At 44.2% G+C, this 26435-nt stretch carries 17 protein-coding genes and 1 riboswitch; of the genes, 7 read left to right on the forward strand and 10 right to left on the reverse strand.

Translation table 11 applies throughout. The features are described from left to right. Position 1: 1 nt before the first annotated feature. Both AB5443_RS04155 and AB5443_RS04160 read right to left on the reverse strand, forming a co-directional pair. Entirely contained in the window at positions 2-772 is a 771-nt protein-coding gene (locus tag AB5443_RS04155; RefSeq protein ID WP_277134034.1) for an N-acetyltransferase, read from the reverse strand. A gap of 318 nt (positions 773-1090) precedes the next feature. Then, positions 1091-1414 carry a co-chaperone YbbN gene (locus tag AB5443_RS04160; protein WP_022137962.1) on the reverse strand — a complete coding sequence of 108 codons (324 nt, stop codon included), beginning with the start codon at positions 1412-1414 and terminating at the stop codon, positions 1091-1093. A gap of 203 nt (positions 1415-1617) precedes the next feature. Continuing rightward, a riboswitch (cobalamin riboswitch) is annotated at positions 1618-1823 on the forward strand. Between the two features lie 134 nt (positions 1824-1957). Here AB5443_RS04160 and accC point away from each other — a divergent pair. The 3 genes from accC to AB5443_RS04175 are packed head-to-tail and all read left to right on the forward strand — an operon-like array spanning position 1958 to position 5539. After that, positions 1958-3469 (forward strand): acetyl-CoA carboxylase biotin carboxylase subunit, encoded by a 1512-nt coding sequence (gene accC, locus AB5443_RS04165; protein ID WP_277134032.1) that lies wholly within the window; start codon positions 1958-1960, stop codon positions 3467-3469. Between the two features lie 22 nt (positions 3470-3491). Continuing rightward, entirely contained in the window at positions 3492-4001 is a 510-nt protein-coding gene (locus tag AB5443_RS04170; protein WP_022137964.1) for an acetyl-CoA carboxylase biotin carboxyl carrier protein subunit, read from the forward strand. A gap of 2 nt (positions 4002-4003) precedes the next feature. Beyond that, entirely contained in the window at positions 4004-5539 is a 1536-nt protein-coding gene (locus AB5443_RS04175) for an acyl-CoA carboxylase subunit beta (RefSeq protein ID WP_277134030.1), read from the forward strand. Positions 5540-5638: 99 nt separating this feature from the next. Here the strand turns inward: AB5443_RS04175 and AB5443_RS04180 are convergent, their stop codons facing one another. Both AB5443_RS04180 and AB5443_RS04185 read right to left on the reverse strand, forming a co-directional pair. Beyond that, positions 5639-6673 carry a YeiH family protein gene (locus tag AB5443_RS04180; protein WP_022137966.1) on the reverse strand — a complete coding sequence of 345 codons (1035 nt, stop codon included), beginning with the start codon at positions 6671-6673 and terminating at the stop codon, positions 5639-5641. 411 nt (positions 6674-7084) lie between these two features. Then, entirely contained in the window at positions 7085-9958 is a 2874-nt protein-coding gene (locus AB5443_RS04185) for a two-component regulator propeller domain-containing protein (protein WP_368119591.1), read from the reverse strand. Positions 9959-10196: 238 nt separating this feature from the next. On the opposite strand from AB5443_RS04185, the gene AB5443_RS04190 reads away from it, so the two are divergent. From AB5443_RS04190 to AB5443_RS04200, 3 genes are all read left to right on the forward strand, one after another. Then, on the forward strand, positions 10197-10973 hold the full coding sequence (locus tag AB5443_RS04190) for a glycoside hydrolase family 16 protein (protein WP_022137968.1): 777 nt from the start codon (positions 10197-10199) through the stop codon (positions 10971-10973). Positions 10974-11053: 80 nt separating this feature from the next. After that, the gene (locus AB5443_RS04195; protein ID WP_368114097.1) at positions 11054-14095 is read left to right on the forward strand and encodes a SusC/RagA family TonB-linked outer membrane protein; all 3042 of its coding nucleotides are present in this window, start codon (positions 11054-11056) and stop codon (positions 14093-14095) included. Between the two features lie 68 nt (positions 14096-14163). Continuing rightward, positions 14164-15735: a RagB/SusD family nutrient uptake outer membrane protein gene (locus AB5443_RS04200; RefSeq protein ID WP_368114098.1), complete on the forward strand. Its 1572-nt coding sequence runs from the start codon at positions 14164-14166 to the stop codon at positions 15733-15735. A 339-nt stretch (positions 15736-16074) separates the two neighbouring features. On the opposite strand, the gene AB5443_RS04205 is transcribed toward AB5443_RS04200, so the two are convergent. Beyond that, the gene (locus tag AB5443_RS04205; RefSeq protein WP_277134023.1) at positions 16075-17115 is read right to left on the reverse strand and encodes an N-acetylmuramoyl-L-alanine amidase; all 1041 of its coding nucleotides are present in this window, start codon (positions 17113-17115) and stop codon (positions 16075-16077) included. Positions 17116-17243: 128 nt separating this feature from the next. Between AB5443_RS04205 and AB5443_RS04210 the strand changes: the two genes are divergently transcribed. Next, positions 17244-18524, forward strand: a complete 1281-nt coding sequence (locus AB5443_RS04210; RefSeq protein WP_195663847.1) for an O-acetylhomoserine aminocarboxypropyltransferase/cysteine synthase family protein — start codon at positions 17244-17246, stop codon at positions 18522-18524. A 125-nt stretch (positions 18525-18649) separates the two neighbouring features. On the opposite strand, the gene AB5443_RS04215 is transcribed toward AB5443_RS04210, so the two are convergent. From AB5443_RS04215 to AB5443_RS04235, 5 genes are all read right to left on the reverse strand, one after another. Beyond that, positions 18650-19555: a hypothetical protein gene (locus AB5443_RS04215; RefSeq protein ID WP_368114099.1), complete on the reverse strand. Its 906-nt coding sequence runs from the start codon at positions 19553-19555 to the stop codon at positions 18650-18652. Positions 19556-19990: 435 nt separating this feature from the next. Further along, entirely contained in the window at positions 19991-20599 is a 609-nt protein-coding gene (locus tag AB5443_RS04220) for a TetR/AcrR family transcriptional regulator (protein WP_277134018.1), read from the reverse strand. Between the two features lie 10 nt (positions 20600-20609). Beyond that, positions 20610-21974 carry a TolC family protein gene (locus AB5443_RS04225; RefSeq protein WP_288361438.1) on the reverse strand — a complete coding sequence of 455 codons (1365 nt, stop codon included), beginning with the start codon at positions 21972-21974 and terminating at the stop codon, positions 20610-20612. Between the two features lie 19 nt (positions 21975-21993). Beyond that, positions 21994-25191: an efflux RND transporter permease subunit gene (locus tag AB5443_RS04230; RefSeq protein WP_368114101.1), complete on the reverse strand. Its 3198-nt coding sequence runs from the start codon at positions 25189-25191 to the stop codon at positions 21994-21996. An 18-nt stretch (positions 25192-25209) separates the two neighbouring features. Continuing rightward, the gene (locus tag AB5443_RS04235; protein WP_368114102.1) at positions 25210-26355 is read right to left on the reverse strand and encodes an efflux RND transporter periplasmic adaptor subunit; all 1146 of its coding nucleotides are present in this window, start codon (positions 26353-26355) and stop codon (positions 25210-25212) included. Positions 26356-26435: the final 80 nt, after the last annotated feature.

Here is a 26435-nt window from a genome sequence, read left to right on the forward strand (position 1 = left end):
TTTATTTCCCTATTATCGCTTTATCAAAACGGCTATCCATACAAGCACTGATATCCGTTGTGACAAACTTGCCTTCATAAAACAGGCTGAATATCGTAGCCGGAGTAGGTGCAGCCTGTGCCTGTTCCATTGTCTCCAGTTTAATAATCGTCAAAGGCAGATTTCTTTTGGCGGCGGTTTCCTTCAAAGAACTCATCACATGAAATTCCGCAAACGGACAACGGTTGGAGAAATAAACAGTGATACCCTTTTTATCAGGGCATTCTCCTGTTCGTACAGATTCATTAAATGTCGGATTCGGAGCATCAACATTCAATTTCTTCACCAACAGACTAAATCCTGTCGGAAGCTGTTCACAAGCAACAAATCCTTGTCTCAACAGCCATTTGGTATCACTCATAAAATGAAACTTCTTTGTTCCTACGACTGTCACCAAACCGTCCTTGCCTTGCTGCAAGGCGTCATCTATCGCAGTTTGGAGCAGAGCTTTCGCATACCCTTTCCCTTTATACTGCCCGGCTACCCAAAAACAGTTTATCAACAGGTAATTGTCGGCCTTCACAGGAACCCACCCGTTTCCGGCCGGACCATATTCGATAAATACTTTCGCACGCTCATTCAAACGACGAAAAACATACCCGTTTTCAAATTGCTTCTTCAGCCACTCCTTTTTCAGGTTATAACTTTCCTGGCATTTCTTATCCGAGAAACCGCAGCAGATATGTTCTTTCTCTATGTTGTCTTTGGTAAGCGTGATAAAGTCGATGTTCATAGTATCAGTTTTTTATTAGTAGTTTTTTAATTAAATAATATCGGATATATATTATCCACAAAGATAAACATTCAAGTGTAGCAGTCATTATCCAATCCCGTAAAAATCAATATTATTTAGTAGAAAGTGAGGTACGGGCATAAAAAAAGGAGCAACGCCTTGCTCCAACCTTTGTTAACCTTAAATCTAATACTATGAAAAACACAGTGCAAAGATACGCACTTTCCGATTATCTGCAAATTATCCAAATAAAAAAGCATGTTTCATAACATGATTTAAAACTTTCTGAGGAATAGTCCCTCTTTTATTAATACTTTTTCAAGATTTGAATCCCTTTACGGCTCTTTCCAACCTTTCCAAAGTAAGTTCACCGGATTGCCGCCAAAGCTGTTGTCCTTTTCTGAAAAGAATAAAAGTAGGCGTTACTTCGATAGTGTAGAAATCAGTAAGGGCAGTTTCCTGGTCTATATCCACTTCCACCACTTCGAGCGTTCCTTCCATCAGTTTCTTAAATTCCTCAACGACAGGTTTCATACGCTGGCAATGAGGACACCACGTTGCGTAAAATTCCGCCATTACCCAATCGGCATTAGCCAGCTTCTCTTGATTCCGTTCCTCACGGGCTACTTTTTTCTCTTTCATAATTGATTACTGTTTTGATTAATAATTGCTACTTCAACAATACGAAAAGAGAGAAAGTTTAAAGGGTAAACAATAATACACACAGATTTAACTATTAAATCCACTTGCAGTTACCGTCTTTCGTTTCTAATATCCAGACAGCCGACTATTGCACATAAAAGCAACTTTCGTGCAAAAAGAGAACACTCTATTTAAAATTTATTTATCTTTGCCGCCGAAATGGTTCGGAATCCGTAGCCAACGGACGACGATTAATAGGGAATCGGGTGCAAATCCCGGACAGTCCCGCTGCTGTGAAGCTCAATTCAATGTCTTATAAATGAACTAATTTGACGCCACTGATGTTCTATCGGGAAGGCAAATAAGACAAGAGTCAGTCAGAAGACCTGCCACTTCACGTAAAACGTTCTTCCGCCTCGTGGATAAGGAGAAAGGACATCATTTGTTAAGCCCCAAATCAAGAAAATACTGTGTTTTCATCAGGTGGAGTATGTCCGCAAGGTGGGAAGACATAAAATAAGTATGTACTTAATTTAGAAAAGTATGATAAAAAGAATCTTAGTAGCCAATCGCGGTGAGATAGCCGTGAGGGTGATGCGCTCCTGCCGGGAGATGGAAATAACGAGTATCGCGATATTTTCCGAGGCAGACCGGACTGCAAAACATGTGCTCTACGCAGACGAAGCATATTGTGTAGGTCCCGCCGCATCTAAAGAGAGTTATCTGAATATAGAAAAAATCATCGAAGTGGCGAAAGCATGCCACGCAGATGCTATTCATCCGGGCTATGGTTTCCTGTCCGAGAACGCTACCTTCGCCAGACGCTGTCAGGAAGAAGGTATTATTTTTATCGGGCCTGACCCGGAAACAATGGAAGCCATGGGAGATAAAATTGCTGCCCGCATCAAGATGATTGAAGCCGGAGTGCCCGTTGTACCCGGCACGCAAGAAAACCTGAAAAGTGTGGAAGAAGCCGTGGAGCTTTGCAACAAAATCGGTTACCCGGTGATGCTGAAAGCCTCTATGGGTGGTGGTGGAAAGGGAATGCGCCTTATCCACAGTGCAGCAGAGGTGGAAGAAGCCTATACGACTGCCAAAAGCGAATCTCTTTCTTCTTTCGGTGATGATACGGTTTATCTGGAGAAGTTCGTAGAAGAACCTCATCACATCGAGTTTCAAATCCTGGGAGACAAGCACGGAAATGTTATTCATCTGTGCGAACGCGAATGTTCCGTCCAGCGTCGTAATCAAAAGATTGTAGAAGAAACGCCATCGGTATTCGTCACTCCCGAATTGCGGAAAGATATGGGAGAAAAAGCCGTGGCAGCCGCCAAAGCAGTGAACTATATCGGAGCGGGAACCATCGAATTTCTTGTTGACAAACACCGCAATTATTACTTCCTTGAAATGAATACCCGCCTGCAAGTAGAGCACCCGATTACGGAAGAAGTAGTAGGTGTAGACCTCGTGAAAGAGCAAATCAAGGTTGCCGACGGACAGATGCTTCAACTGAAACAAGAAGATATACAGCAACGCGGACACGCCATCGAATGTCGTATTTGCGCCGAAGATACCGAAATGAACTTCATGCCAAGTCCGGGAATCATCAAGCAGATTACAGAACCGAACGGTATCGGTGTGCGTATCGACAGCTACGTGTACGAAGGTTATGAAATACCTATCTACTATGACCCAATGATAGGCAAGCTGATTGTATGGGCAACCAACCGTGATTATGCCATCGAACGTATGCGCCGCGTACTCCACGAATACAAGCTCACCGGAGTGAAGAATAATATCAGTTACCTGCGCGCCATCATGGATACTCCCGATTTTGTGGAAGGGCATTACGACACCGGATTCATTGCCAAGAACGGCGAGTATCTGCAACATTGCATCATGCGCACCAGCGAGCGTTCTGAAAACATAGCCATGATTGCCGCCTATATGGACTACCTGATGAATCTTGAAGAGAACAAAGGTAATACGACTGACAACCGCCCTATCAGCAAATGGAAAGAGTTCGGACTGCATAAAGGCGTGTTGAGAATCTAATTTTAACAAAGAGAATTCAATTATGGAAATTCATATAGGAAATCGCGTGGCCGAAATAGAACTGGTCAGCAAAGAAGATAACAAAGTGGTGCTTACCATCGACGGAAAGCCTTTTGAAGCCGATGTTGTGATGGCAGAAAATGGAACCTGCAACATTCTTATGGACGGTCGCAGTACAAACGCACAGTTGATTCGCAAGGAGAACGGAAAGAGTTACAAGGTAAATACCCACTATAGCAGTTTCAATGTCGAAATCGTAGACAGCCAGGCGAAATACCTGCGTATGCGCAAGAAAGGCGAAGAAGAGCAGAACGACCGCATCACCTCTCCGATGCCGGGCAAAGTAGTGAAAATACCCGTAACAGCGGGACAAGAAATGAAAACCGGAGATACAGTCATCGTCATCGAAGCTATGAAGATGCAAAGTAACTACAAAGTGACTTCCGACTGCCGCATCAAAGAAATCCTGGTTCAGGAAGGTGACAGCATCACCGGCGACCAGACATTAATAACCCTTGAAACAATCGAATAAAAATGGAAGAAAAGAATAAAGCATATGCCACGTTCGAGGAACGTGACCGTATCGCTTCCCTCGGGGGCGGTATCGCAAAAATAGACATTCAACATGAAAGCGGAAAGATGACTGCCCGCGAACGTATCGACATGCTGCTCGATAAAGGTACATTTGTCGAACTGGACAAACTGATGGTTCACCGTTGCACCAACTACGGCATGGATAAGAATAAGATTCCGGGAGACGGCGTCGTATCCGGCTATGGAAAAATCGACGGTCGCCAGGTTTTCGTTTATGCCTATGACTTCACCGTTTATGGCGGCTCATTGTCGGCTTCCAATGCCAGGAAGATTGTGAAAGTGCAGCAGCTTGCCTTGAAGAATGGTGCTCCGATTATCGCTTTGAACGATTCGGGCGGCGCTCGTATTCAAGAAGGTATCGAAAGCCTTTCCGGTTATGCGGATATCTTCTATCAGAATACGATGGCAAGTGGTGTGATTCCACAGATTTCCGCCATTCTCGGCCCTTGTGCCGGTGGAGCTTGCTACTCTCCCGCCCTTACCGACTTTATTTTTATGGTAAAGGAAAAAAGCCATATGTTCGTGACAGGCCCGGATGTAGTAAAGACTGTCATCCACGAAGAAGTCAGCAAAGAAGAACTGGGTGGCGCGATGGCGCACAGCAGCAAGAGCGGTGTCACTCACTTTATGTGCAATACCGAAGAAGAATTGTTGATGAGTATCCGTGAACTGCTTTCTTTCTTGCCGCAGAACAATATGGATGAGACTAGAAAGCAGAACTGCACGGATGAAATCAATCGCGAAGATGTTACTTTGGATACCATCGTCCCAACAGACCCGAACGTTCCGTATGACATGAAAGATATTATAGAACGAGTGGTGGATAACGGCTATTTCTTCGAAGTAATGACGAATTTTGCCAAAAATATCATTATTGGTTTTGCCCGTCTGGCAGGTCGTTCGGTAGGTATCGTCGCCAACCAGCCTGCTTACCTTGCCGGAGTGCTCGATATTGACGCCAGCGACAAAGCAAGCCGTTTCATCCGTTTCTGTGACTGTTTCAATATTCCATTGATTACTTTCGAAGATGTTCCGGGCTTCCTTCCGGGATATACTCAGGAAAACAACGGTATCATCCGTCACGGCGCGAAAATCGTTTATGCATTCGCGGAAGCTACTGTTCCCAAACTGACAGTTATCACCCGCAAGGCTTATGGCGGTGCCTATATCGTCATGAACTCCAAGCAGACAGGCGCGGATGTGAATTTCGCCTATCCAAGTGCGGAAATCGCAGTAATGGGTGCGGATGGAGCCGTAAACATTCTGTTCCGCAAAGCCGACGCAGAAACGAAAGCCAAAGAACTGGAAGCCTACAAAGAGAAGTTTGCCACTCCATATCAGGCTGCCGAACTGGGATACATTGACGAAATCATTTATCCGAGACAGACTCGCAAACGTCTGATTCAGGCATTGGAAATGACAGAAAACAAGATGCAGACGAATCCGCCCAAGAAGCATGGCAATATGCCCTTATAACAACTAGATAGGTACTTGTCAAAGTACCACCACCAAAAACGGACTTACACAAATTCTGAAGAATGTCATTCTGAGAATCTACGTAAGTCCGCTTTTTTATTACATTAAATAAGGAGTGAGATACTTCACCAGGAAATAACCACCTACTACCAGCCAAATATAGAGAAGAAGCGCCAAGACAAACGGCTTCGCCCCCGCTTTTCTGAATTTGTCAATGCTTGTTTCCGTCCCAAGTGCAGTCATAGCCATTGTCAACAGAAAAGTATCCAGTGTGTTGATTCCTGCCACCAACTGCACAGGCAACAAATCAAAAGAATTAAAAGCGATCACCCCCATAAAGCCGATTGCAAACCAGGGAATGGCAATCTTCTGAAATTTCTGCCCTTTCTGTACCTGTCTCTTTCTCGCCCTTGCCACCATGTAAGTAGTAATCAAAAGTACCGGAACCAACATCATCACCCGAATCATCTTCACGATAATTGCCGAATCCGATATGCCGTTTCCCATTGCGTCACCGGCTCCCACCACATGAGCCACTTCGTGAAGAGTAGAACCTGTATAGATTCCCATTTGGTCGGGAGTCAGCGCACAGATACCGTTCCGGTAAAGGAAAGGATATAGGAACATGGAGATAGTACCGAAGATTACCACGGTAGAAACGGAAACGGCCGTCTTATATGGTTTTGCCTTAATAGTAGATTCCGCACCAAGAATAGCGGCAGCACCGCAAATTCCGCTTCCGATAGAAGTCAGTAGTGCAATACCCCTGTCCATTTTCAATAACTTACCGAGATAAATACCACCACAAATCGTCACTACCACAATAATAATATCAATCAACAGAGCAGGCAATCCAATAGCCAGCACATCCTGAAAAGTCAGTCTGAAACCATACAGGATAATACCGATACGCAGAATCTTTTTCGAGCAGAACTGTATGCCCGGCACCCAAGTTTCGGGAAGATTATTCCGCAAACTGTTAGCATAAAGCATACCCAAAATGATACCTACAATCATCGGACTGAAAGAGAGACTTCTCACGAAAGACATCTCACCAATGTAAAACGCCGCACAAGAAAACAGTGCTATCAACAAGACACCGTGCAACATGCTGCTTCTTTTTTCGTTGAACATAAATTACTAGATTTTAGTGATACTGAATTTATTACTCTGCAAAGAAAACCATTTTTCATCAAACCGGTTCACAGTATTTTATTATACCGGATAATCTCCGGTTATACCTATCTGGAATAAAAAACGGCACCTCGATTCACATCGCAGCACCGTCACAACACAAACACAAAATAAAACACGACAAAACTACTATGCAATCTTCCTGTTATGCCGGGGAGGCATGTCTTGCTTGATTATCTATATTCTCATACCCATAAGAAGCTTTATCAGGCGATTTGCATAATTAAAAACAGACTCATCCGTATTTTGTTCACGGAAGTTTAAGAAAAATGAGGAAGGAACAGGATTTTAACAAAAAAACAGCAAGCATATCTCTTTTTTATTCAAACAAGCAAGCATAACACAAAACAATTATTCCCCCTTCCTATTCTCTTCCTTAAATCGGGTAGGCGTCATTCCTTTAACTTGTTTAAAGAAAGTGCTAAAATATCGGGGATAAGAGAAACCTACTTCATAGGATATTTCATTAATGTTCATATTAGTATTTGTAAGCAGAAAAACAGATCTCTCAATACGCAACCGATTAATATAATCATTAACTCCCAAACCGGTCAGCAACTTCACCTTATTATATAAAGAAGCTCTGCTCATAGCCATGTTATCCGTCAGGAATTTGATAGAAAGTTCTCCACCTGCCATATTCTCATTGATAAGTGTGTTAAGTTTATTAATGAAGTCTTCATCTTCCTTACTGTTTTTCTTTGGAGTTTGCTGCTCTATTTCCTCCATCCGATTATCATCCACTTCTTTTAATGTGACATCAGACAACGAAGGCTCCAAAAGATTATCCTCTTCACTCCTCTGTTTCTCTTCTTTGCTACTAAGCATATCATTTAATACAGCTTGCAGGAAGTGGTTCACATTACCTTTCATATTGCGTTCTTTCCGACGGTAATTAATGTAACCTATACCTGCCGTCATAGCAATAAACAAAACGGCAACCGTACTAATAAACCAGACTGTTTTATACCAAGGAGGAGTAACGATAATACGTATCAATTGCTTGGCCGGGGTTTGGTTTCCATTTTTTGTATTACACGAAACCCATATTGAATATTCACCTGCCGACAAAGAAGATAAATTCAACATCGGTTCATAGGTTTCAATCAACTGTTTGCTCCTACCCTCAATAGTATATTGCAGCAGATACTTCTGAAACACATCCCTGTTCTTTATCCGGAAGTGGACAGAAAGCGAATTATAATTCCAGGGTATCTCTATCGTATTTTCTTTTACTCTCTTTAAAAAAGGGCTACCATTAAAGAGGATTTCAGACAGATATATTTCCGGTAGTTGAGTTTCGGTAGTTGGAATATCCGTATCAATTTTAACCAATCCTTCGGAACCTCCCAAATAAATATAATCCTTGTTAGATTGCTTTTGATATGCAAACAAGATTTCATTGGGCGGGAAACCGTCCGAACTGTTCCAAAGGGTGAATCTATTCTCTTTAATGATATAAGAATACAGATGATTCTGGGCACAAATCCATAAACGTCCCTTTCCGTCAGCAATAAGAAAAGAAATACCACCAAAAAGTTTGGTACGGATACGATGAAACTTCTGACTCTCCAAATCAAAGAATCCGAGTCCTTTGTTAGTACTGGTCCATATCTTACGATTATTGTCGTAGGACATGGAAGTGATAAATTCATCTTTCTCCAACTCAAACAACAACCGGATACTGTCACTCTTCTGATCGACCCAAAAAGCTTGGTGAGCACACTTTAACAGGGAAAATCTATCATTAGAGTATGAAAGGCAAAGTGCATCATTGGAGAAATCATAATCACGGTCGGTTTCTATCTTCGAGAATGTACGGTCATGCGTGTGGTATACATAAGCACCGCAACTGATAATATATATTTTGTCGTCCGCTACCTGATTGGCCAAAGGTAGAAATCCATAAAAACATTCTTTAATATTGGTCTCTTCATCGATAATAGTGAAGGGGCGGTACTTATGTGTTTTTTTATTGAACAGAAAAATTCCTTTTGTATATAAAGACACCATCAGTTCACTCTCGGACACCTCGGCGATAGAAACAACCTTATCTCCGTAAGTAGAGGGAAAATGGGTAAACTTATCGGTAGACGGGTCATAGAGATTAATTCCTCCCCCATCCGTTCCAATCCATACTTTGCCGTCCTTTTCTTCATAAAGGCTGATAACAGATTTTTCGCTAAGCCCATGTGTATCGTTTAAGATTGCATCTTTATAAGTCTTTATATATGTCTCTTTTATACTGAATACTCCTCCGCGCACACTTCCCGCCCATAGATTTCCTTTCATATCTTTGTACAGCAATATAATAGAATTGACCGGCAAAGAAGAGTAGTCACCCACAACGTGTTGTAATTGCGAAAACTGAAAGGTTCGGGGAGTAAACAAATTGATACCGCTGCCGTCTGTTGCCAACCATATGTTACCATTATATTCTGCCATGTCCAACACATAATTGTTTTTCAATCCGGAATTTTCTTTTGTGTAATGTTCCAGCATTTTCCCTGTCCGGTCATAACAATAAAATCCATCTCCATAAAAAGCTGTGTAAATGCGCCGGTCTGTTGTTACATATAACGATGTCAACAGGTTCCGACCGTGTGGTATCAAAAGGGTGAATTGCCGGATGCGGCAGTCATATAAATAGATTCCTTTCTTGCGCGTACCTATCAGAATCTTGCCTTCTTCCAAATAAAGCATTTTCTGAATCCTGTAATCCACCAAATTAGAATCTTTGCTTTCTTCTTTTTCGATGTGAATTGTTTTTAGTTGTTTGCTTTTATAATCATAACAGTAAATGGCATTTTCGCTACCAAACCAAATTCCGCCTTCGACTTCCACAGAAGAATAGATAATACAAGAATTGACAGTTGTAAAGCGGTCTTGTTCGACATCGTAAAGAGCCAGTCCTTTGGAAGTCGCTATCCAGAAATTCCCTAAAGAATCTTCTGCCAGATGGTTGATATGGTTACTTGGCAAAGAATAAGAATCACCTGAGTGATGCAAGTAAGTTTTTATCCCTTCCTGAGTATAGCTGTTCAATCCGCTTTTGGTTCCTATCCACAGAACCCCTTTATGGTCGAACAAAATAGATTGGGCAGTGGTTTGAGAAAGTCCTTGCTCTATGGAGAGTTTGGTGAATGAATAATTAACAGTGTGTTCATCAGCAAACAGACTAATCTCTGCCAATAGAAATAATAGTATGATTAAGGCGCGATACATTGTATTTTCATTTTCTGCAAAAATACATTTTTTTCTTTTCAACAAAAATCCATATCACATTTTTCTTAAAAAAACATCATAGAAACAAGAGTACTTCTTAAAAAAAACACAAGAATCAGCCTTATTTAGACAAGAATTGACTTGAATTATACGATATCTGACTTCTAAATAAAATAAATAAAATACGTTTGCAGCGTTGATTTTTTAAAGCAATTTATGTAACCCAAAATTAAAACGTATGAAAAAGGTTATACTTTTATTATTCTCAGTATGTGGTATACTTTCTTGTACTCATACCCCTAAATGGGAACTGGTGTGGGAAGACAATTTTAACGGAACAGAACCCGACACCGCCATTTGGAGCCGTATCCCCCGCGGCAAACCAGACTGGCAAAACACCCAGTCGTTTGACGACCGTTGTTACGAAATGCGTAACGGTCTTTTAATCCTAAAAGGAATAGTCAATGACGACACAAAGGCAGACACTGCCAAGTATCTGACCGGAGGATTGTGGACAAAAGGCAAGCATGCTTTCCATGGAGGACGTATCGAAGTACGCGCCAAACTGCACGGGGCAAAAGGGGCATGGCCTGCCATATGGACACTGCCTTATGAAACCGATAAATATTCATGGCCTATAGGAGGTGAAGTGGATATCATGGAACGCCTGAACCATGATTCTGTTGTTTACCAGACGGTACACTCTCACTATACCTACACATTAGGTATAGAAAACAATCCCAAACATGGAAATACTATATCCATTAATCCCGAGGAATTCAATGTATATGGAGTGGATTTCTGGCCGGACAGCCTGGTGTTCCATGTCAACGGAAAGCGCAATTTTGTTTACCCCCGAATTGAAACCGAACAGGAAGGACAATTTCCTTTCAATATTCCTCAATATCTGCTCATAGACATGCAGCTAGGCGGTACTTGGGTAGGTACGGTAGATTCTGCCGAATTACCCGTAGAGATGGAAGTGGACTGGGTGCGCCATTATCAATGGAAATAAAAACACACTGATATCTTTTAGTTATGAAAACATCAGTATTATATAACAAAGAACCTATTAACTTAGTTAAATTTAAAATTATGAATGGACAAAAGCGAAATTTTTTACGTATGTTTTTAGCAGGCGTCCTCATGCTGTTATCTCTTACAGCATATGCACAGGAACGCACAGTGACAGGTAAAGTGTACGATGCAGCCGGCGAACCTATCATAGGAGCCAGTGTAGTGATTCAAGGTACAACACAAGGAACTATAACCGATATAGACGGTGCTTTTCAGTTGAAAGTACAACCTTCACAAACGTTGGTCGTTAGTTTTTTGGGATATAAAGACGTAATTCTTCCCGTAGGAAACAAAAACGATTTTAAAATAACTTTGGAAGAAGACTCCAAAAAACTTGACGAAGTAGTCGTGGTGGGATATGCAACCCAAAAGAAAGTGAATCTAACCGGTTCTGTAGCTTCTGTATCCGCCAAAGATATTCAAGATATTCCGGTGGCCAACACAGCTACTTTGCTGCAAGGCCGTCTGCCGGGGTTGGTGCTGACTCAGAACGGCGCACAAGCCGGCAATGACAATCCGGAAATAAGAATTCGTGGTATCGGTACTTTTGGAAACAACAATCCGATGGTATTAATTGACGGCGTAGAGGGCAGCCTTTCACAAATATCCGAAATCCCCTCTGCGGATATCGACAATATCTCCGTATTGAAAGATGCAGCATCAGCGGCTATCTACGGTGTACGTGCCGCCAATGGTGTGATATTGATTACCACCAAGCGTGGACAAGCTTCCAGCAGAGTAAAAGTATCCTACTCGGGAAGCTATACACTACAGACTCCGGGCATCGTTCCCGACTATGTAGACAGTTATAACTGGGCTTTGATGAGAAACGAAGTGAACCCTGACACTTTCTCACCAGAAGCTCTACAAAAGCTGAAAGACGGTTCGGATCCCGACCATTATGCAAACACCAATTGGCTGGACGCAGTGTTACGCAATGCCAGCATGCACCAACACCATTTATCAGTGTCGGGTGGTAGTGAAAACACGCACTTCATGACTTCAGTGGCGTACTCCAACCAAGAGGGTATCATGATGAAAACAGGAGTAGAACGCTTCTCTTTCCGTTCGAACCTTGACACACGCTACAAACGTTTCACATTCGGACTGAACTTGTCCGGTAACAAAAACAACGTGACAGCTCCTGCTGTTGCTCCTTCGGGCGAAGGCGGTATCATGCGTTTCGTATCCTGGTTCACCCGTCCAACCGTACCGGTGATGTACTCCAACGGACATTATGGCTATGTAGACGGTTCGTCAATGAGCGCTGAAATGGTGAAAAACCCCGTAGAGTTAATGTCCTTAGGTCATCGCAGCAACGAATATTGGCGTTTCAACGGCAAGGCGTTTGCCGGTATTGAACTGTGGGACGGATTGAAGTTCCAGACAAGCCTCGCTTATGCTTTCGACCTGAATGCGACTAAGTCTTACACCCCAAAATCTCCTGCTCGCTATGATGCGGACGGAAACATCGTAAAAGCAGCAGGAGAGACTAATAAGGAAGAGGATTATTGGTATCGCAACGCAACATGGACAAACGAAAACTTGCTGACTTATAACAAGCAATTCGACAAGCACAGCATCAATGTGCTGTTGGGACATTCGGTCATCGGTTCACGTTTTTACAAAACAACAGCCTCCATACAAGGGTTCCCAACCGAGAATATTTATGAGCTCAAAGGAGGTACAATCAATCCGGGAGCAACAGGAGAATCAGAAGAATATAAGCTTCAATCATTCTTCGGTCGTGTAAACTATAGTTATGACGACCGGTATTTATTCGAATTCAATATTCGTCATGACGGTTCCTCACGTATGCCTAAAGCCAATCGTTATGCCACATTCCCTTCATTGTCTGCCGGATGGGTATTCTCAAACGAAGGTTTTATGAAAGACTATAGAAACTTCTCTCTCGGAAAGTTACGTCTGTCATGGGGTAAATTGGGTAATCAGGAAATCGGCAACTACGCTTATGCGGCTACTTTGGGTGCAAGCGGAAATTATTTCTTCGACCAAGGTGCAAACAAGCAGGCGGGTATGGTACAGACATCCGTCCCCAATGAAAACATTAAATGGGAAACGACCCGTTCTGTAAACGTCGCTATCGACCTTGGATTCTTCAACAACAGAATACAGACCTCCTTCGAATGGTTTGACAAGAAAACTTCCGACATCTTAATGCAATTGGCTATGCCGGGCATTTTCCTGGGTTCTCTCTCCGCTCCTTATCAGAATGTGGGTGCAGTCCGTAACCGTGGTTGGGAATGGACCGTAAATTACTCCGACAGCAAAGGAGACTGGGCTTGGAATGTCGGTTTCAACCTGTCGCACGTGAAGAATAAAATCCTTGAAATGGGTGAGCTGGAGGAAAAAATTGATGGTAATACAATCAACCGTATCGGCAACCCTATCGGTGCTTATTTCGGATATAAAGCAATAGGTATCTATCGTGCGGAAGCCGACTTGCAACGTACCAACTCAAAAGGTGAAGTTATCAAACAAAACGGTGTGGCTCCCAAATTGGGCGATATCATGTACGCCGACCTGGATGATGATGGTAACATTACTCCCGAAGATCGCGATATTATAGGCAATCCGTTCCCGAAATACTCTTATAGTTTCAATCTGGGTGCATCATGGAAAAACTTCGACTTGTCTACTTTCTGGCAGGGAGTGGGTGGTATCTACCGTTACAGTTGGGAGACTTCTACCGACATTCGCGGTAACCTTACCAACCGTTGGGTGAACCGTTATTCGGCTGACAACATAAATGCTCCTATGCCGGCACTAGGCAACACCATGAACGATTCTTATTCTTCATTCTGGCTTGAAAAATCGGATTACCTGCGTCTGAAGAATCTGGAATTCGGCTATACTTTCCGTCAAACCGAACTTGCCAAAGTTGGTATTTCCAGCATCCGTGTTTACTTTGCCGGAAGCAATCTATTGACGTTCACACCGTTGAAGAACTGGGATCCGGAAAAGTCATCGGGTGATACAAGAAATGACGTACATCCCAATATGCGTACTTATTCATTTGGATTAAACATTCAATTCTAATTACAAGGAGGATACATATTATGATTAAGAATACAAAAAATATATGCAGAGTTTTATTATTATCCGGAATGTTACTGTCTGCCGGCGCATGTTCGGACAGTTTCCTACAGACAGATTCTCCGAACCAGCCTTCCCAAACGACCTATTGGCAAACTGAATCGGATGCATTGATGGCACTGACCGCTTGCTATGACGCCATGCAAAGCCAAAACTTGTATGACGACAACATTGACGGCTGGAAATTCGGATTCCTGGGACGCGAAACCAGTACAGACAATGGTGACCACACATGGGGTAACTGGATGCTGGGCAGTTCCATTTCACAATGTGCTTCGGCTACCACCGATGAATGTTTCTCAATGTACTGGAACGCTAATTATGAAGTTATCAAGCGATGCAACATGTTAGTGGAAAACGTAGAACGTATACCGATGGAACAAGAAAAGATAGAAGCATACAAAGCGGAAGCAATAGCATTGCGCGCCCTGATGTATTGCAATCTGACTTCCGTTTTCCGCGATGTACCCTATCTGACCAAACCTCTCACCCTGGCAGAAGCCCAAGCGCCCAAAACGGAACGTAGCCAGATTATCTCTTCTTTACTGGAAGACCTGAAATTATGGATTCCTAAAATCCCCGTGATAGGAAAAGCACAGACAGGACGTCTGACTCAAGAAGCGGCTTACGCCATTATGGGACGAATAGCCCTCTTCAATCAGCATTGGGACGAGGCTATAAATGCCTACAAGAATGTGATCGGCAAAGTACAACTTTTCAAATCGGGTGATGGCAGCGACCCGGCAGCTAACTTTGCAGATTTATTCAAGGAAGCTAATGAAACAGCTAGTGAAGTGTTGCTGAGTGTTCACTACAAAGGTCCGGGACTGGGCGAAGGTAATTGCTTTGGAGTTTGCTGGTCTGCTCCAATGAACGCCATCGAAGGTTCAATGAATTTATGCGATGATTTTTATTGCACGGATGGATTGCCTATTGACAAGTCTCCTTTATTTAATGGTAGTCTTGACAAAGGAGATCATACAAAAGAAAATCCGGATATGGGACGTTATGAGAACCGCGACCCTCGCATGAAGGCAACATTGATGCTTCCGGGAATGGAATGGAACGGAAAGTTGTACACTAATAACTTACCCGCCAGCTCCACATGCTGTATCCGCAAATGGTTTACACCGGAAAATACGGCAAACGAGTATGACGGTAGCCTCGATTTCTACGTCATTCGTTATGCAGAGGTGCTATTGTCACTCTCTGAAGCTATGATTGAAAAAGGTGGTTACTCCCAGGCGGAAGTGACCAAGTATATCAATGAAGTCCGCGATCGCGTAGGCATGCCTGCTGTGGAAGAGGCAGAAGGAACCAATCTGAAACAAGAAGAGCTACGCGCCATTGTACGCCATGAGCGCCGTGTGGAACTGGCTTTTGAAGACTTGCGTTTTGCCGACCTTTATCGCTGGGGAGAATTTGAAAACGCCCAGAAACGTATGCAGGAAGACAAGTCATTCTATGGTTTCGGAGCAGTCGAACGCGGTAATCTGCGTGGAGCACAGGATTTGGTATGGCCTATCCCGCAAAGTGAGATTGACACAAACCCGATGTTGGAACAGCACAGCGAATGGAAATAACACTGCCTGATTGCAGTATATAAGTAAAGAGTAAGCACGAAGCCGGAACAAATAATGGCTTCATGCTTACTCTTTTCTATTTAACACAGTTATTTCTTATTTTAAAAATATCTTTCTGTTACATACATAAAAAACGGCACCCCGATTCACATCGCAGCACCGTCACAACACAAACACAAAATAAAACACGACAAAACTACTATGCAATCTTCCTGTTATGCCGGGGAGGCATATTCACTGACTCACATATATTCGCATACCTACAAGCAGTCATCAGGTGATTTGCATATATAAAACATACGGTTTTCGGTTTTGTTCACGAAAAAATATGTTTTAGGTCTATTTTTTATCTTTGTAATCTTTCAGAAAGCCTTCCATCAGCCATTTAGCCAATGCCTGACGATTGGAATTTATCACCAGACGGCGCTGGTCGAAAGTATTTTGGATATTGCCCAGTTCCACAAAAACAGAAGCGGGAGTAGTATGGGAAAGCACATACAGGTTGCGTCCGTTCACTGTCCCGGAAAATCCCCGGTTCGGCTGATGCTTTCCGTATTTCGATTCAAATGTATCTTTCATATTATTCGCCAAACGCTTGCTTTCCGCTTTCTTGCTCGAATGATAGAAAAAGACATCGGTCTGTTTCCCTTTGCTGCGGCTATCTATATGGATGAAGATTGCCCGGCAGTAAGAGTAATTCCTGCGGTCTTTCTGATAGAGGGCGTTTATCTTATTGCAGCGTTGCTGAAGACGTTGTACCTGATTCAACGGAATCGGGTCTCCCATACACGTCTCACGTTTGCTGTTCGACAGGTAGGTATCGTCACGGATACCGTCTTTGGCATCCTGAATGATGATATGCACTTCCGCGCCTTCCTGCATCAGGTTACGCGCCAGACGAAGGGCAATGTCATAGGCATATTCATCTTCGTGAAGCTCGTGTTTCCCTACCCGTCCGATAGCTCCGGGGTCAGGGCCGCCGTGTCCGCTGACTACATAGAAACAGGCACCCGCAAGTCGGTTGGAAGTAACTTTGACATTTGCCAGTTCCTTGCCAAACAGGGGTTCATTGATGGTAGTTCCTATTTTTGACGCTTTGGATTTCGAGGGTTGTTGTTTGGTTCCTGTATTTTTAGCGGTTGTATTCTTTACCGGCGGAATCACATAAGTCACGCCCATCTTCAGCACATTATTCTTTCCCAGTTTCTGTTTATTCAGTTCTATAAAATCATCATAGTATTTCTTCGGAGAACGGTTGTGCCTCAACAGAAAAGTAGAGATACCTTCGCCTGCCTTCGGAGTCGCCTTTTGCTGTGCCCAAAGCGTTGTGCCCGAAAAAAGAAAAGCTAAGAATAAAAGAACATAGAGTTTATTTTTCATATCTACACAATTATCTCCTTCACATGAGTATCATTTCACTCATAAACAGGGCAAAAATACAATTATTTTCCCTACTTTTGCGCCATTAAAACATTTTTTGAAATAAATCATTAAAACCCGATAACATTATGGCAAAACAATTCAAGCCCGAAACCCTGTGCGTACAGGCAGGGTGGACGCCTAAAAAGGGCGAACCACGCGTATTGCCCATCTATCAAAGTACAACTTTCAAATACGATACCAGCGAGCAGATGGCACGTCTTTTCGATTTGGAAGACAGCGGTTACTTCTATACCCGCCTGCAAAATCCTACGAATGACGCCGTTGCCGCCAAGATTGCCGCTCTCGAAGGTGGTGTAGCTGCCATGCTGACTTCCAGTGGTCAGGCTGCCAACTTCTACGCCATTTTCAATATCTGCCAGGCTGGAGACCACTTCGTTTGTTCTTCCGCTATCTACGGTGGTACTTTCAACCTGTTCGGTGTTACAATGAAGAAACTTGGCATCGACGTTACTTTTGTCAACCCGGATGCCGGCGAAGAAGAAATCTCCGCAGCTTTCCAACCAAATACAAAAGCATTGTTCGGCGAAACAATCTCCAATCCTTCCCTCGAAGTACTGGATATTGAGAAGTTCGCACGTATCGCGCATAGCCACGGAGTTCCGTTGATTGTTGACAATACTTTCCCGACTCCAATCAACTGCCGCCCGTTTGAATGGGGAGCTGACATCGTAGTCCACTCTACTACCAAATATATGGACGGACACGCTACAAGCGTAGGCGGCTGTATCGTAGACAGCGGTAACTTCGACTGGGATGCCCACGCTGAGAAATTCCCGGGACTTTGTACACCGGACGAGTCTTATCACGGACTGACTTATACAAAAGCTTTCGGCAAAGGCGCTTATATAACCAAAGCTACGGCACAATTAATGCGTGACCTCGGCAGCATCCAAAGCCCGCAAAACTCTTTCTTACTGAATCTGGGACTTGAAACGCTTCACCTACGTATGCCCCAACATTGCGGCAACGCACAGAAAGTAGCCGAATATCTGTCCAAGAACGAGAAAGTGGCTTGGGTAAACTATTGCGGATTGCCGGATAATAAATACTACGCTTTGGCACAGAAATATATGCCGAACGGTTCTTGCGGAGTCATCTCCTTCGGACTGAAAGGTGGACGTGACGTATCTATCAAGTTTATGGATTCACTGGAATTCATCGCCATTGTTACTCACGTAGCCGATGCACGTAGCTGTGTTCTTCATCCGGCAAGCCATACTCACCGCCAGTTGTCGGATGAACAACTTATGGAAGCAGGCGTACGTCCTGACTTAATCCGTCTGTCAGTAGGTATCGAAAATGCGGATGATATTATCGCGGACATCGAACAGGCGCTGAATGCATAAAAACTGATTATTAGAGTATTACATCCTACAAAAAAGAGACGGAACTCAAGTGCATATTTGAGTTCAGTCTCTTTTTTGTAGGATGACAAAGCGACGGAAATACGTATCCGCGCTTTGCAATGATTCTATAATTCAGGTCTGATACCGGAAGAACTCGCTAACACTACATAAAGCACTTTTACGTTCCCAGCTTCCGGTAAGGAGACTCCATCCCAATAATGAGAATCCGCAACATGTTCCATCCAATAATATATTATGGGGCCTACCTCTCTGGTAGAGGGTTGACGAACGAATGAAGGCTCAAAATAAAACTTATGTAATAGTTTGTCAGCACCATTCTGATGCTGATAGAAAGAAAAAGCCAACTCCGGCTTGCCGGTTCCCAACTCCTCATCACGGTTTACTTTATAAGTACCCTCGGCACGTATTCCACCATCGGCACTTTTCAATTTAAACTCCCCCTTGCCATCTTCCAAAAAGCGGCTGACATTATCCGGTTGCAGAACACAAATATCCTGTTCCGCTAAAAATGAATATGATTCCAACATTACCTCATTCAACGATTTCAAGAGTTCTTTATTTTCATCCGTTCCTGAGGTCAAAATCTCATTGTCCACACTTATAGCAAACCCTGACCGGTTCATTCTACAGTAGAAAGTCATAATCCCATACGAAACCGTCACAGGCAGAACAACGCTGTTCCCTTTCTTATCACTGACAGTAACCGTGACTTTTCCTTTTTTACCATGTGACTCCAACAATAACCTGTCATCGCTGACCGTTGCCGTCACAATCGTTTCATCAGAACTTTGCGCCGAATAACCACCTTTCCCATTAGCTATTCCAATGTCTCCGGTTTCCCGTCCGTTCAGGTATAAAACCGTAGAAGAAATGGTATTTGTGCAAGTTCCCGTCTCATTGATTAACTCGGAACCACTAAATAAAATAATCTCCGCGTCATCCTGACAAGCAGACATGCAGAATGTCATAACGGACAAAAGAAAGAAAGCCAGTAAAGTTTTTGTTTTCATATTTTCAGTTATAAGTTTGTCTTTTTTATATTGTTTTGCAAAGATATTAAAGTATCATGTAAAAATGAATTCTTTATTGAGGAAATATATTCCTTTTTATTATTGATACATTTGTTGCAGTATCTTTTTTATAGTATCTTCAATATAGCTTCCCATATCATCATATTTTGTAAAATCTACAGGAATCAGCCTGACATTTTTCAAACAGTAAATGTGCATTGACGGGAGTTAACAGAGTGTTTATTTCTAATTGATATTTCATCGGCTATTATTTTATCGACTCTAAATATACTGTTTTATTAAATGAAAAACGAAGGAATATAAGCAATAATATCATAACCTGTGCACATAAGTAGAAGTATAACTGCGATAATAAACAAATTTCAGTAATTAAAAAAGGTGCGCCCTTCTTTCGTCGGACGCACCTCTCTCTTCTTATACACAAACATTAAATTTATCAGGTTCCAGGTGTTCATCAATATACCGGATGCCATCCATTCTGAAAAGTCCCCGCAACAGTGTATAGTTCATCATACGCTGCACCATACACGGAGTGCCTTGCAGGCAACCTTGATAGATTACCTCCTGTAAATCCGTTGCGAAACTCTCAGGTTCGACTTCTGGAAGCAGATAACCACAGATTTTACAATGCGTCAGTACATCTATAAACTGTTGCAGCCAAAAAGCTTCTTCACGTTCGAAGGAAGAGCGATATTCCTTGTCCGCGTTGATGTCCAGCAACAGAGTTTTCCCTAACGAGTACAACAGGGTGAGATATCCGTTCACTGTCGTGAAAAGCAGATCCATACATGAACTATCCATTCGTAGTTGCTTCTGCTGTATATGGTTTCTGACTGTCTTGGCAGAATCAGAAAGGCAGATGCGGAACAGATAAGCCTTACTGGGGAAGAGCTTGTAAAGCGTCCGCTTCGACATCTTCATTCCCCTGGCTATATCATCCATAGTAAGTCCACTGACACCATGCAGGGACATTTCCCGCTTTGTATAGTCGAGTATCCGGCCGCGCAGTGTTTCAGTATTCATATGCACCTCCTTACATCCGACCGCCGCCCAAAGCCTGATACAAAGTAATCATGCCCTGGATTTCGGTAAAGCGATTGGCTACTTGAGAAAGCTGCGCGTTGAGCAATGTCTGTTGCGCGGTCAATACTTCCAAGTATGTGGTATTGCCATGCTTCATTAAAAGACTCGTACTCCGGGCAGCCGTCTGCAAAGAAGTAACCTGCTTTTCGTAGAAAGCCGCTTTCTCGCGGGCAGTCTGATACTGCACCAATGCTTCGTTGACTTCCACACCTGCGTTCAGCAAAGTCTGTTCAAAGCCGAGACGGGCTTCTTCTTGTTGGGCTTTCGCTATTTTCAACTGTGCAACGTTCATTCCTTTATTAAATAAAGGCTGTGTCAGGGAAGCTACGGCGGAAGCCAGGAACTTACCCGGGTTGATAATCATACTTCCGGCACTGTTCGTCCATCCGGCACTACCACTTAATGTGATAGACGGGTAGAAAGCAGCACGGGCGGCATTCGTCGTATAGAAAGCCTGTGCCAGTGAAAATTCGGCACTACGTACATCGGGACGGTTGGCGAGCATCTGCAAAGGAATACCTATGGAGAAGTTTTCCGGCAACTGCTGGTTTCCCAGTCTGCCACGTTGGATTTCGTGGGGTGTCTCGGCCAATAATAATGCCAGTGAATTTTCTGCCTGGTTGATTTGTTCTTTCAAATCAAGCACGGTCGTACATATATTATAATAGGTAGCTTCCGTCTGCGCCAGTCCGGCTTCATTCACCATACCGGCGTTTTTCATGGCACGGGTCGTTTTCACGCTTTCCTTCCAGGCTGATTCGGTAGCAACAGCTATTTCATACTGTGAATCGAGCATCAGCAATGTATAATATGTATTCGCCATAGCAGCGACAAGTTGCGTCTTAACGGCTTGTTCATATTCCTTGCTCTGCTCATAAGCGGCTTTCGCGCGACGTTTTGCCGTCGTTACCTTTCCGAAAATATCCAGTTCCCACGAAGCTGTCACGGGTAATGAATAAGTCTGCGTAGCCTTACTGCGGTCGAAGCTGCTGGCAACCCCTTCCGGTGCGAGGAACAAAGAAGGCAGGTAAGACAGTTTGGACGTCAGGAGCGAAGCTTCCGCTTCCTTCACACGCAGATGGGCTGTCTGCATATCCGTATTTCGTACCAAAGCCGAATCAATCAGAGTCTGCAAGTACGGGTCGGTAAAGACCTCTCTCCACGAGAGGTTACCGAAGTTTGCCGTATCGGTGGCAGCGACTGACTCGCTGCCGTAAAGTCCCTCGGGGACTTCCGATACCGGCTTGTATTTATTGTAGATACCGCAACTACTCAGCACAAGTGTCGCTGCGGATAAGATTATTATCTTTCTCATTAGTTATTATTTTAATCAATTATTCTTTTCCTGCCTTGGACTTTTCTTCCTCACTCACCTTGATATCTTCTTCTATTTTCCAGTCGTGTGTAGGTGCACTCTGCGCGGGGCGAAGGCGTTCCTGCAACCATTGGAAAGCGATAAACAAGGTAGGCACGATGAAAAGCAATGCCAATGTACCGATAGTCATACCACCGACTACACCCGTACCCAATGAACGGTTACCGTTCGCTCCTACTCCACTGGACATCATCAACGGGAACAGACCGAAAATCATGGTCAATGCCGTCATCAGAATCGGACGCAGACGGGCTTTTGCCGCACTGACTGCAGAAGCAATCAGCCCCATACCTGCCTTGCGGCGTTCTGCCGCATATTCTGTGAGCAAGATAGCTGTCTTGGCCAACAAACCGATCAACATAATCAAACCTGTCTGCAAATAGATGTTATTCTCCAGTCCGAACATACGGGCAAACAGGAAACTTCCCATCAATCCGCAAGGCACACTCAAAAGAACGGCGAACGGAATAATAAAGCTCTCGTACAATGCACTCAGAATCAAGTAAATCATCAGGAAGCAGATACCGAAGATAATAATCGTCGTACCGCTTTGCTGGTTTTCTTCACGGGTGATACCACCGTAGTCATAGCCATATCCTTTCGGAAGAGACTGTTCCGCAGTTTCCTGTACTGCCTTGATAGCGTCACCGGTACTGTATCCTTCAGCCGGCATGGCGTTCACTGCAATAGAGTTGTACATATTGAAACGGCTCAAAGTTTCCGCACCGTAGGTACGTGTCAGCGTAACGAACTGGCTCAACGGAGCCATCTCTCCATTCGACATACGTACGAAAGCATTATCCAGTGAAGTCTCGTCCAGACGGAACTGCGGGTCTGCCTGAATCATTACTCTATATACCTTAGAGAAACGGTTGAAGTTGGACACATACTGACCGCCGTAATAACCGGAAAGTGTACTCAGCACAGCATCGGGAGTGATACCTGCACGCTTACATTTAGCCGGGTCTACTTCCACCGTCCACTGCGGATAGCGGACGTCGAACGAAGAATAAGCCATCGCAATCTCGGGACGCTGATTCAACGCTCCCAAATACTGCTGCGTAGTCGCAAAGAAATCGGTTACTTCACCGCCCATCTTATCCTGCATATGAAGTTCCAACGCATTACCCATACCGTAGCCCGGAATCATACCCGGAGAAATGGCAAAGATACTTGCGTCCTTGATATCAGCCGTACGACCGTATATCTGACCGATGACCGCCTGCACATTGTCCTCGTCTTTCGGCCGTTCAGACCAGTCTTTCAGTTTCAAAACCAACATACCGAACGAGCTTCCCTGTCCGGCAAGCAATCCGTAACCTGCCACCTTCTGTACGTGTGCCACCTGGGGAATACCCATCAAACGGCTTTCAACACGATCCATCACTTCATTGGTCGTAGCCAGCGAGCTACCTGCCGCCGTACTTACATTGACAAATACCGTACCCTGATCCTCGTCAGGCACCAGACTGGTCTTGGTCGTATTCATCAGGAACACAAGCAATACTACGGAGCAAGCCAATAGTGACCAGGTCAGCCATCGGCGTTTGATAAAGAACAATACAGCATTCTTGTACTTTTCTATCATTACGTCAAAAGCCGAATTGAATGCCTTACGGAAGCGTGCCGCAAAGTTATTCTTCTGCGTTCCGTCTTCATTGATATAAGGTTTCAGCAGCAATGCACACAGAGCCGGACTTAGCGTCAACGCGTTAACAGCGGAAATACCTACAGCAACCGCCATGGTCAGACCGAACTGCGTGTAGAACGTACCGGAAGTACCGCCCATGAAGGACACCGGAATAAATACAGCCATAAACACTAATGAAGAGGTGATGACAGCATTACTGATACCTTTCATCGCGTCGATACTTGCCATATAGGATGACCTGTACCCTACGTCGAACCGTGACTGCACCGCCTCGACGACAATAATGGCATCATCCACCACCGTACCGATAACGAGCACCAGTGCAAACAGGGTCAGCAAGTTTATACTGAATCCCGCCACCGCCATAAAGGCAAACGTACCAATCAGCGAAACCACAATACCCACCAAAGGAATCAGTGTGGAACGGAAATCCTGCAAGAAAACATATACTACAAGAATAACCAGGATGATGGCTTCAATCAAGGTCTTCACTACCTCATGGATGGAAGCGAACAAGAAGTCGTTCGAACTCATCAACTGCGTCAATTCCACTCCTTTCGGAAGATCCTTGCGGGCTTCTTCGAGGAATTTGTCGATGTTCTGATTGACTTCGGTCGCATTGGAACCCGCCGTCTGGAATACCATACAGGCAATACCCGCATGCCCGTCCGTACCACCATGATAAGCATAACTATCCTGTCCCAGTTGTATATCGGCAATATCTTTCAGTTTCAGCACTTCGCCGTTATCCGTAGAACGAATGACAATGTCCCCGAATTCTTCCGGAGTAATCAGACGCCCTTTATACTTCATCGTATATTGATAGGTTTCGTTGGAGTTCTCGCCAAACGAACCTGTTGCCGATTCTATATTCTGTTCGGCAAGCACCATAGTAATGTCCGACGGAATCAGCTTGTATTGCGCCATCACATCGGGCTTCATCCATACACGCATACTATATTCACCGCCCAGAATCATCAGGTCACCCACACCGCTGATACGGAGAATTTCCGGTTTCATGTTGATGCTCAGATAGTTGGACAGGAAGTTTTCATCATAACTATCGTCCGGACTGGAAAGCGTGAACATCTGAAGGATACTGGTCTGACGCTTGGAAGTGGTCACACCGACCTGCGTTACTTCTGCCGGGAGCTGTCCCGTAGCACGTGACACACGGTTCTGCACATTGACGGCAGCCATGTCCGGGTCTGTCCCCTGTTTGAAGTAAACAGTGATGCTTACCGTACCGGCATTGGTAGCCGTTGAGGTCATATATGTCATGTCTTCCACACCATTGATAGCTTCTTCCAACGGTGCGATTACACTCTTCTGCAAAGTTTCCGCACTGGCACCATAATAGTTGGTGCTCACCATAATGGTAGGCGGAGCAATATCGGGATATTGCTCAACGGGTAGACTGAACAACCCGATGATACCCACTACGACAATCGTGATAGAAATCACAGCCGATAATACGGGGCGTTCAATAAAGGTTCTTAAATTCATGGATGATTCCTCCTTTGTTTAGTTTTCAGTAGTTGTTGGAGCGGCAGCCTGTGCTGTCTTGGCTTTAATCGGTGTACCTTCACGGAGCAATCCTACGCCTTCCGCTACAATTACATCTCCCGGTGACAGTCCTTCGTCAACAATAAATTCACGTCCGCCGTTTACACGTGTCACCTGAACCAGGTTAGCCTGTGCTTTGCCGTCCACTACTTTATATACATATCTCTTGTCCTGGATTTCAAAAGTAGCAGCCTGCGGAATAACCAGAGAACCCGCTTTCTGAACAGGAACAATCACATTTCCCGCACCACCGCTATGCAGCAATCCTTCCTTGTTGGGGAATACGGCACGCAGGCTGACAGTACCCGTCGAACGGTCGATTACTCCACTGATGGACTCGATCTGCCCCTGTTCGGAATAAGACGATTTGTCATTCAACTGAAGGTCGATGGCCGGCATACTTTTCAATGCCTCTTCTTTAGAACCGTACTGGCGGATCAGTCCGAGCAACTGGTTTTCCGTCATAGAAAAGTAAACATACATATCCGAATTATCAGAAACGGTTGTCAACGGTTCGGGAAGACCGGAACTAACCAATGCTCCCACGCGGTAGGGCAATGTACCTACTACGCCGTCAGCCGGACTCTTCACTACTGTGTAAGAAAGGTTATTGCGTGCACTCACTTCCTGGGCTTTCGCCTGTGCCAACTGCGCTTTGGCAGCAAGCAGGGAGTTCTTCGCCGTGCTCAAGTCGAAAGAGGAAACTACATTCTCCTTATACAGTTCCTCTTTACTGTCATAAGTCAGTTGTGCGGTAGCCAGTGAAGCCTTTGCAGCCTCAACATTTGCCACTGCGGTCTGCCAGGCTGCTTCATACGGCACCTGGTCGATGACGAACAGCGTCTGCCCGTTCTTTACCCGTTGGCCTTCCGTCACACAGACTTTGGTCAGCGTACCGCCTACCTGGGGATAGATGTCTATATCCTGACGTCCACGGATGGTCGCCGAATATGTGCTCGAAATCATCCGGTCGGCCGGAGATACAGTCATTACTTCGTATTCAGCCTCCATTTGTACCGGTGGAGCTTGCTTACAGCCAGTCGCAGCAATCAGACAGCAGAGTAACAATAGCCCCTGCTTCACTTTACTAATCTTTTTACTCATTGTGTTACCTATTTAATATTTTTTGAACGCGGCAAAGGTAGACTCTTTTTACCACAGAAAACTAGGCATAGTATCTCCAG

Origin of the sequence: Bacteroides sp. RTP21281st1_H5_RTP21281_210402 (assembly GCF_040918965.1) — a bacterium.
Taxonomy (GTDB): Bacteria; Bacteroidota; Bacteroidia; order Bacteroidales; family Bacteroidaceae; genus Bacteroides; species Bacteroides congonensis.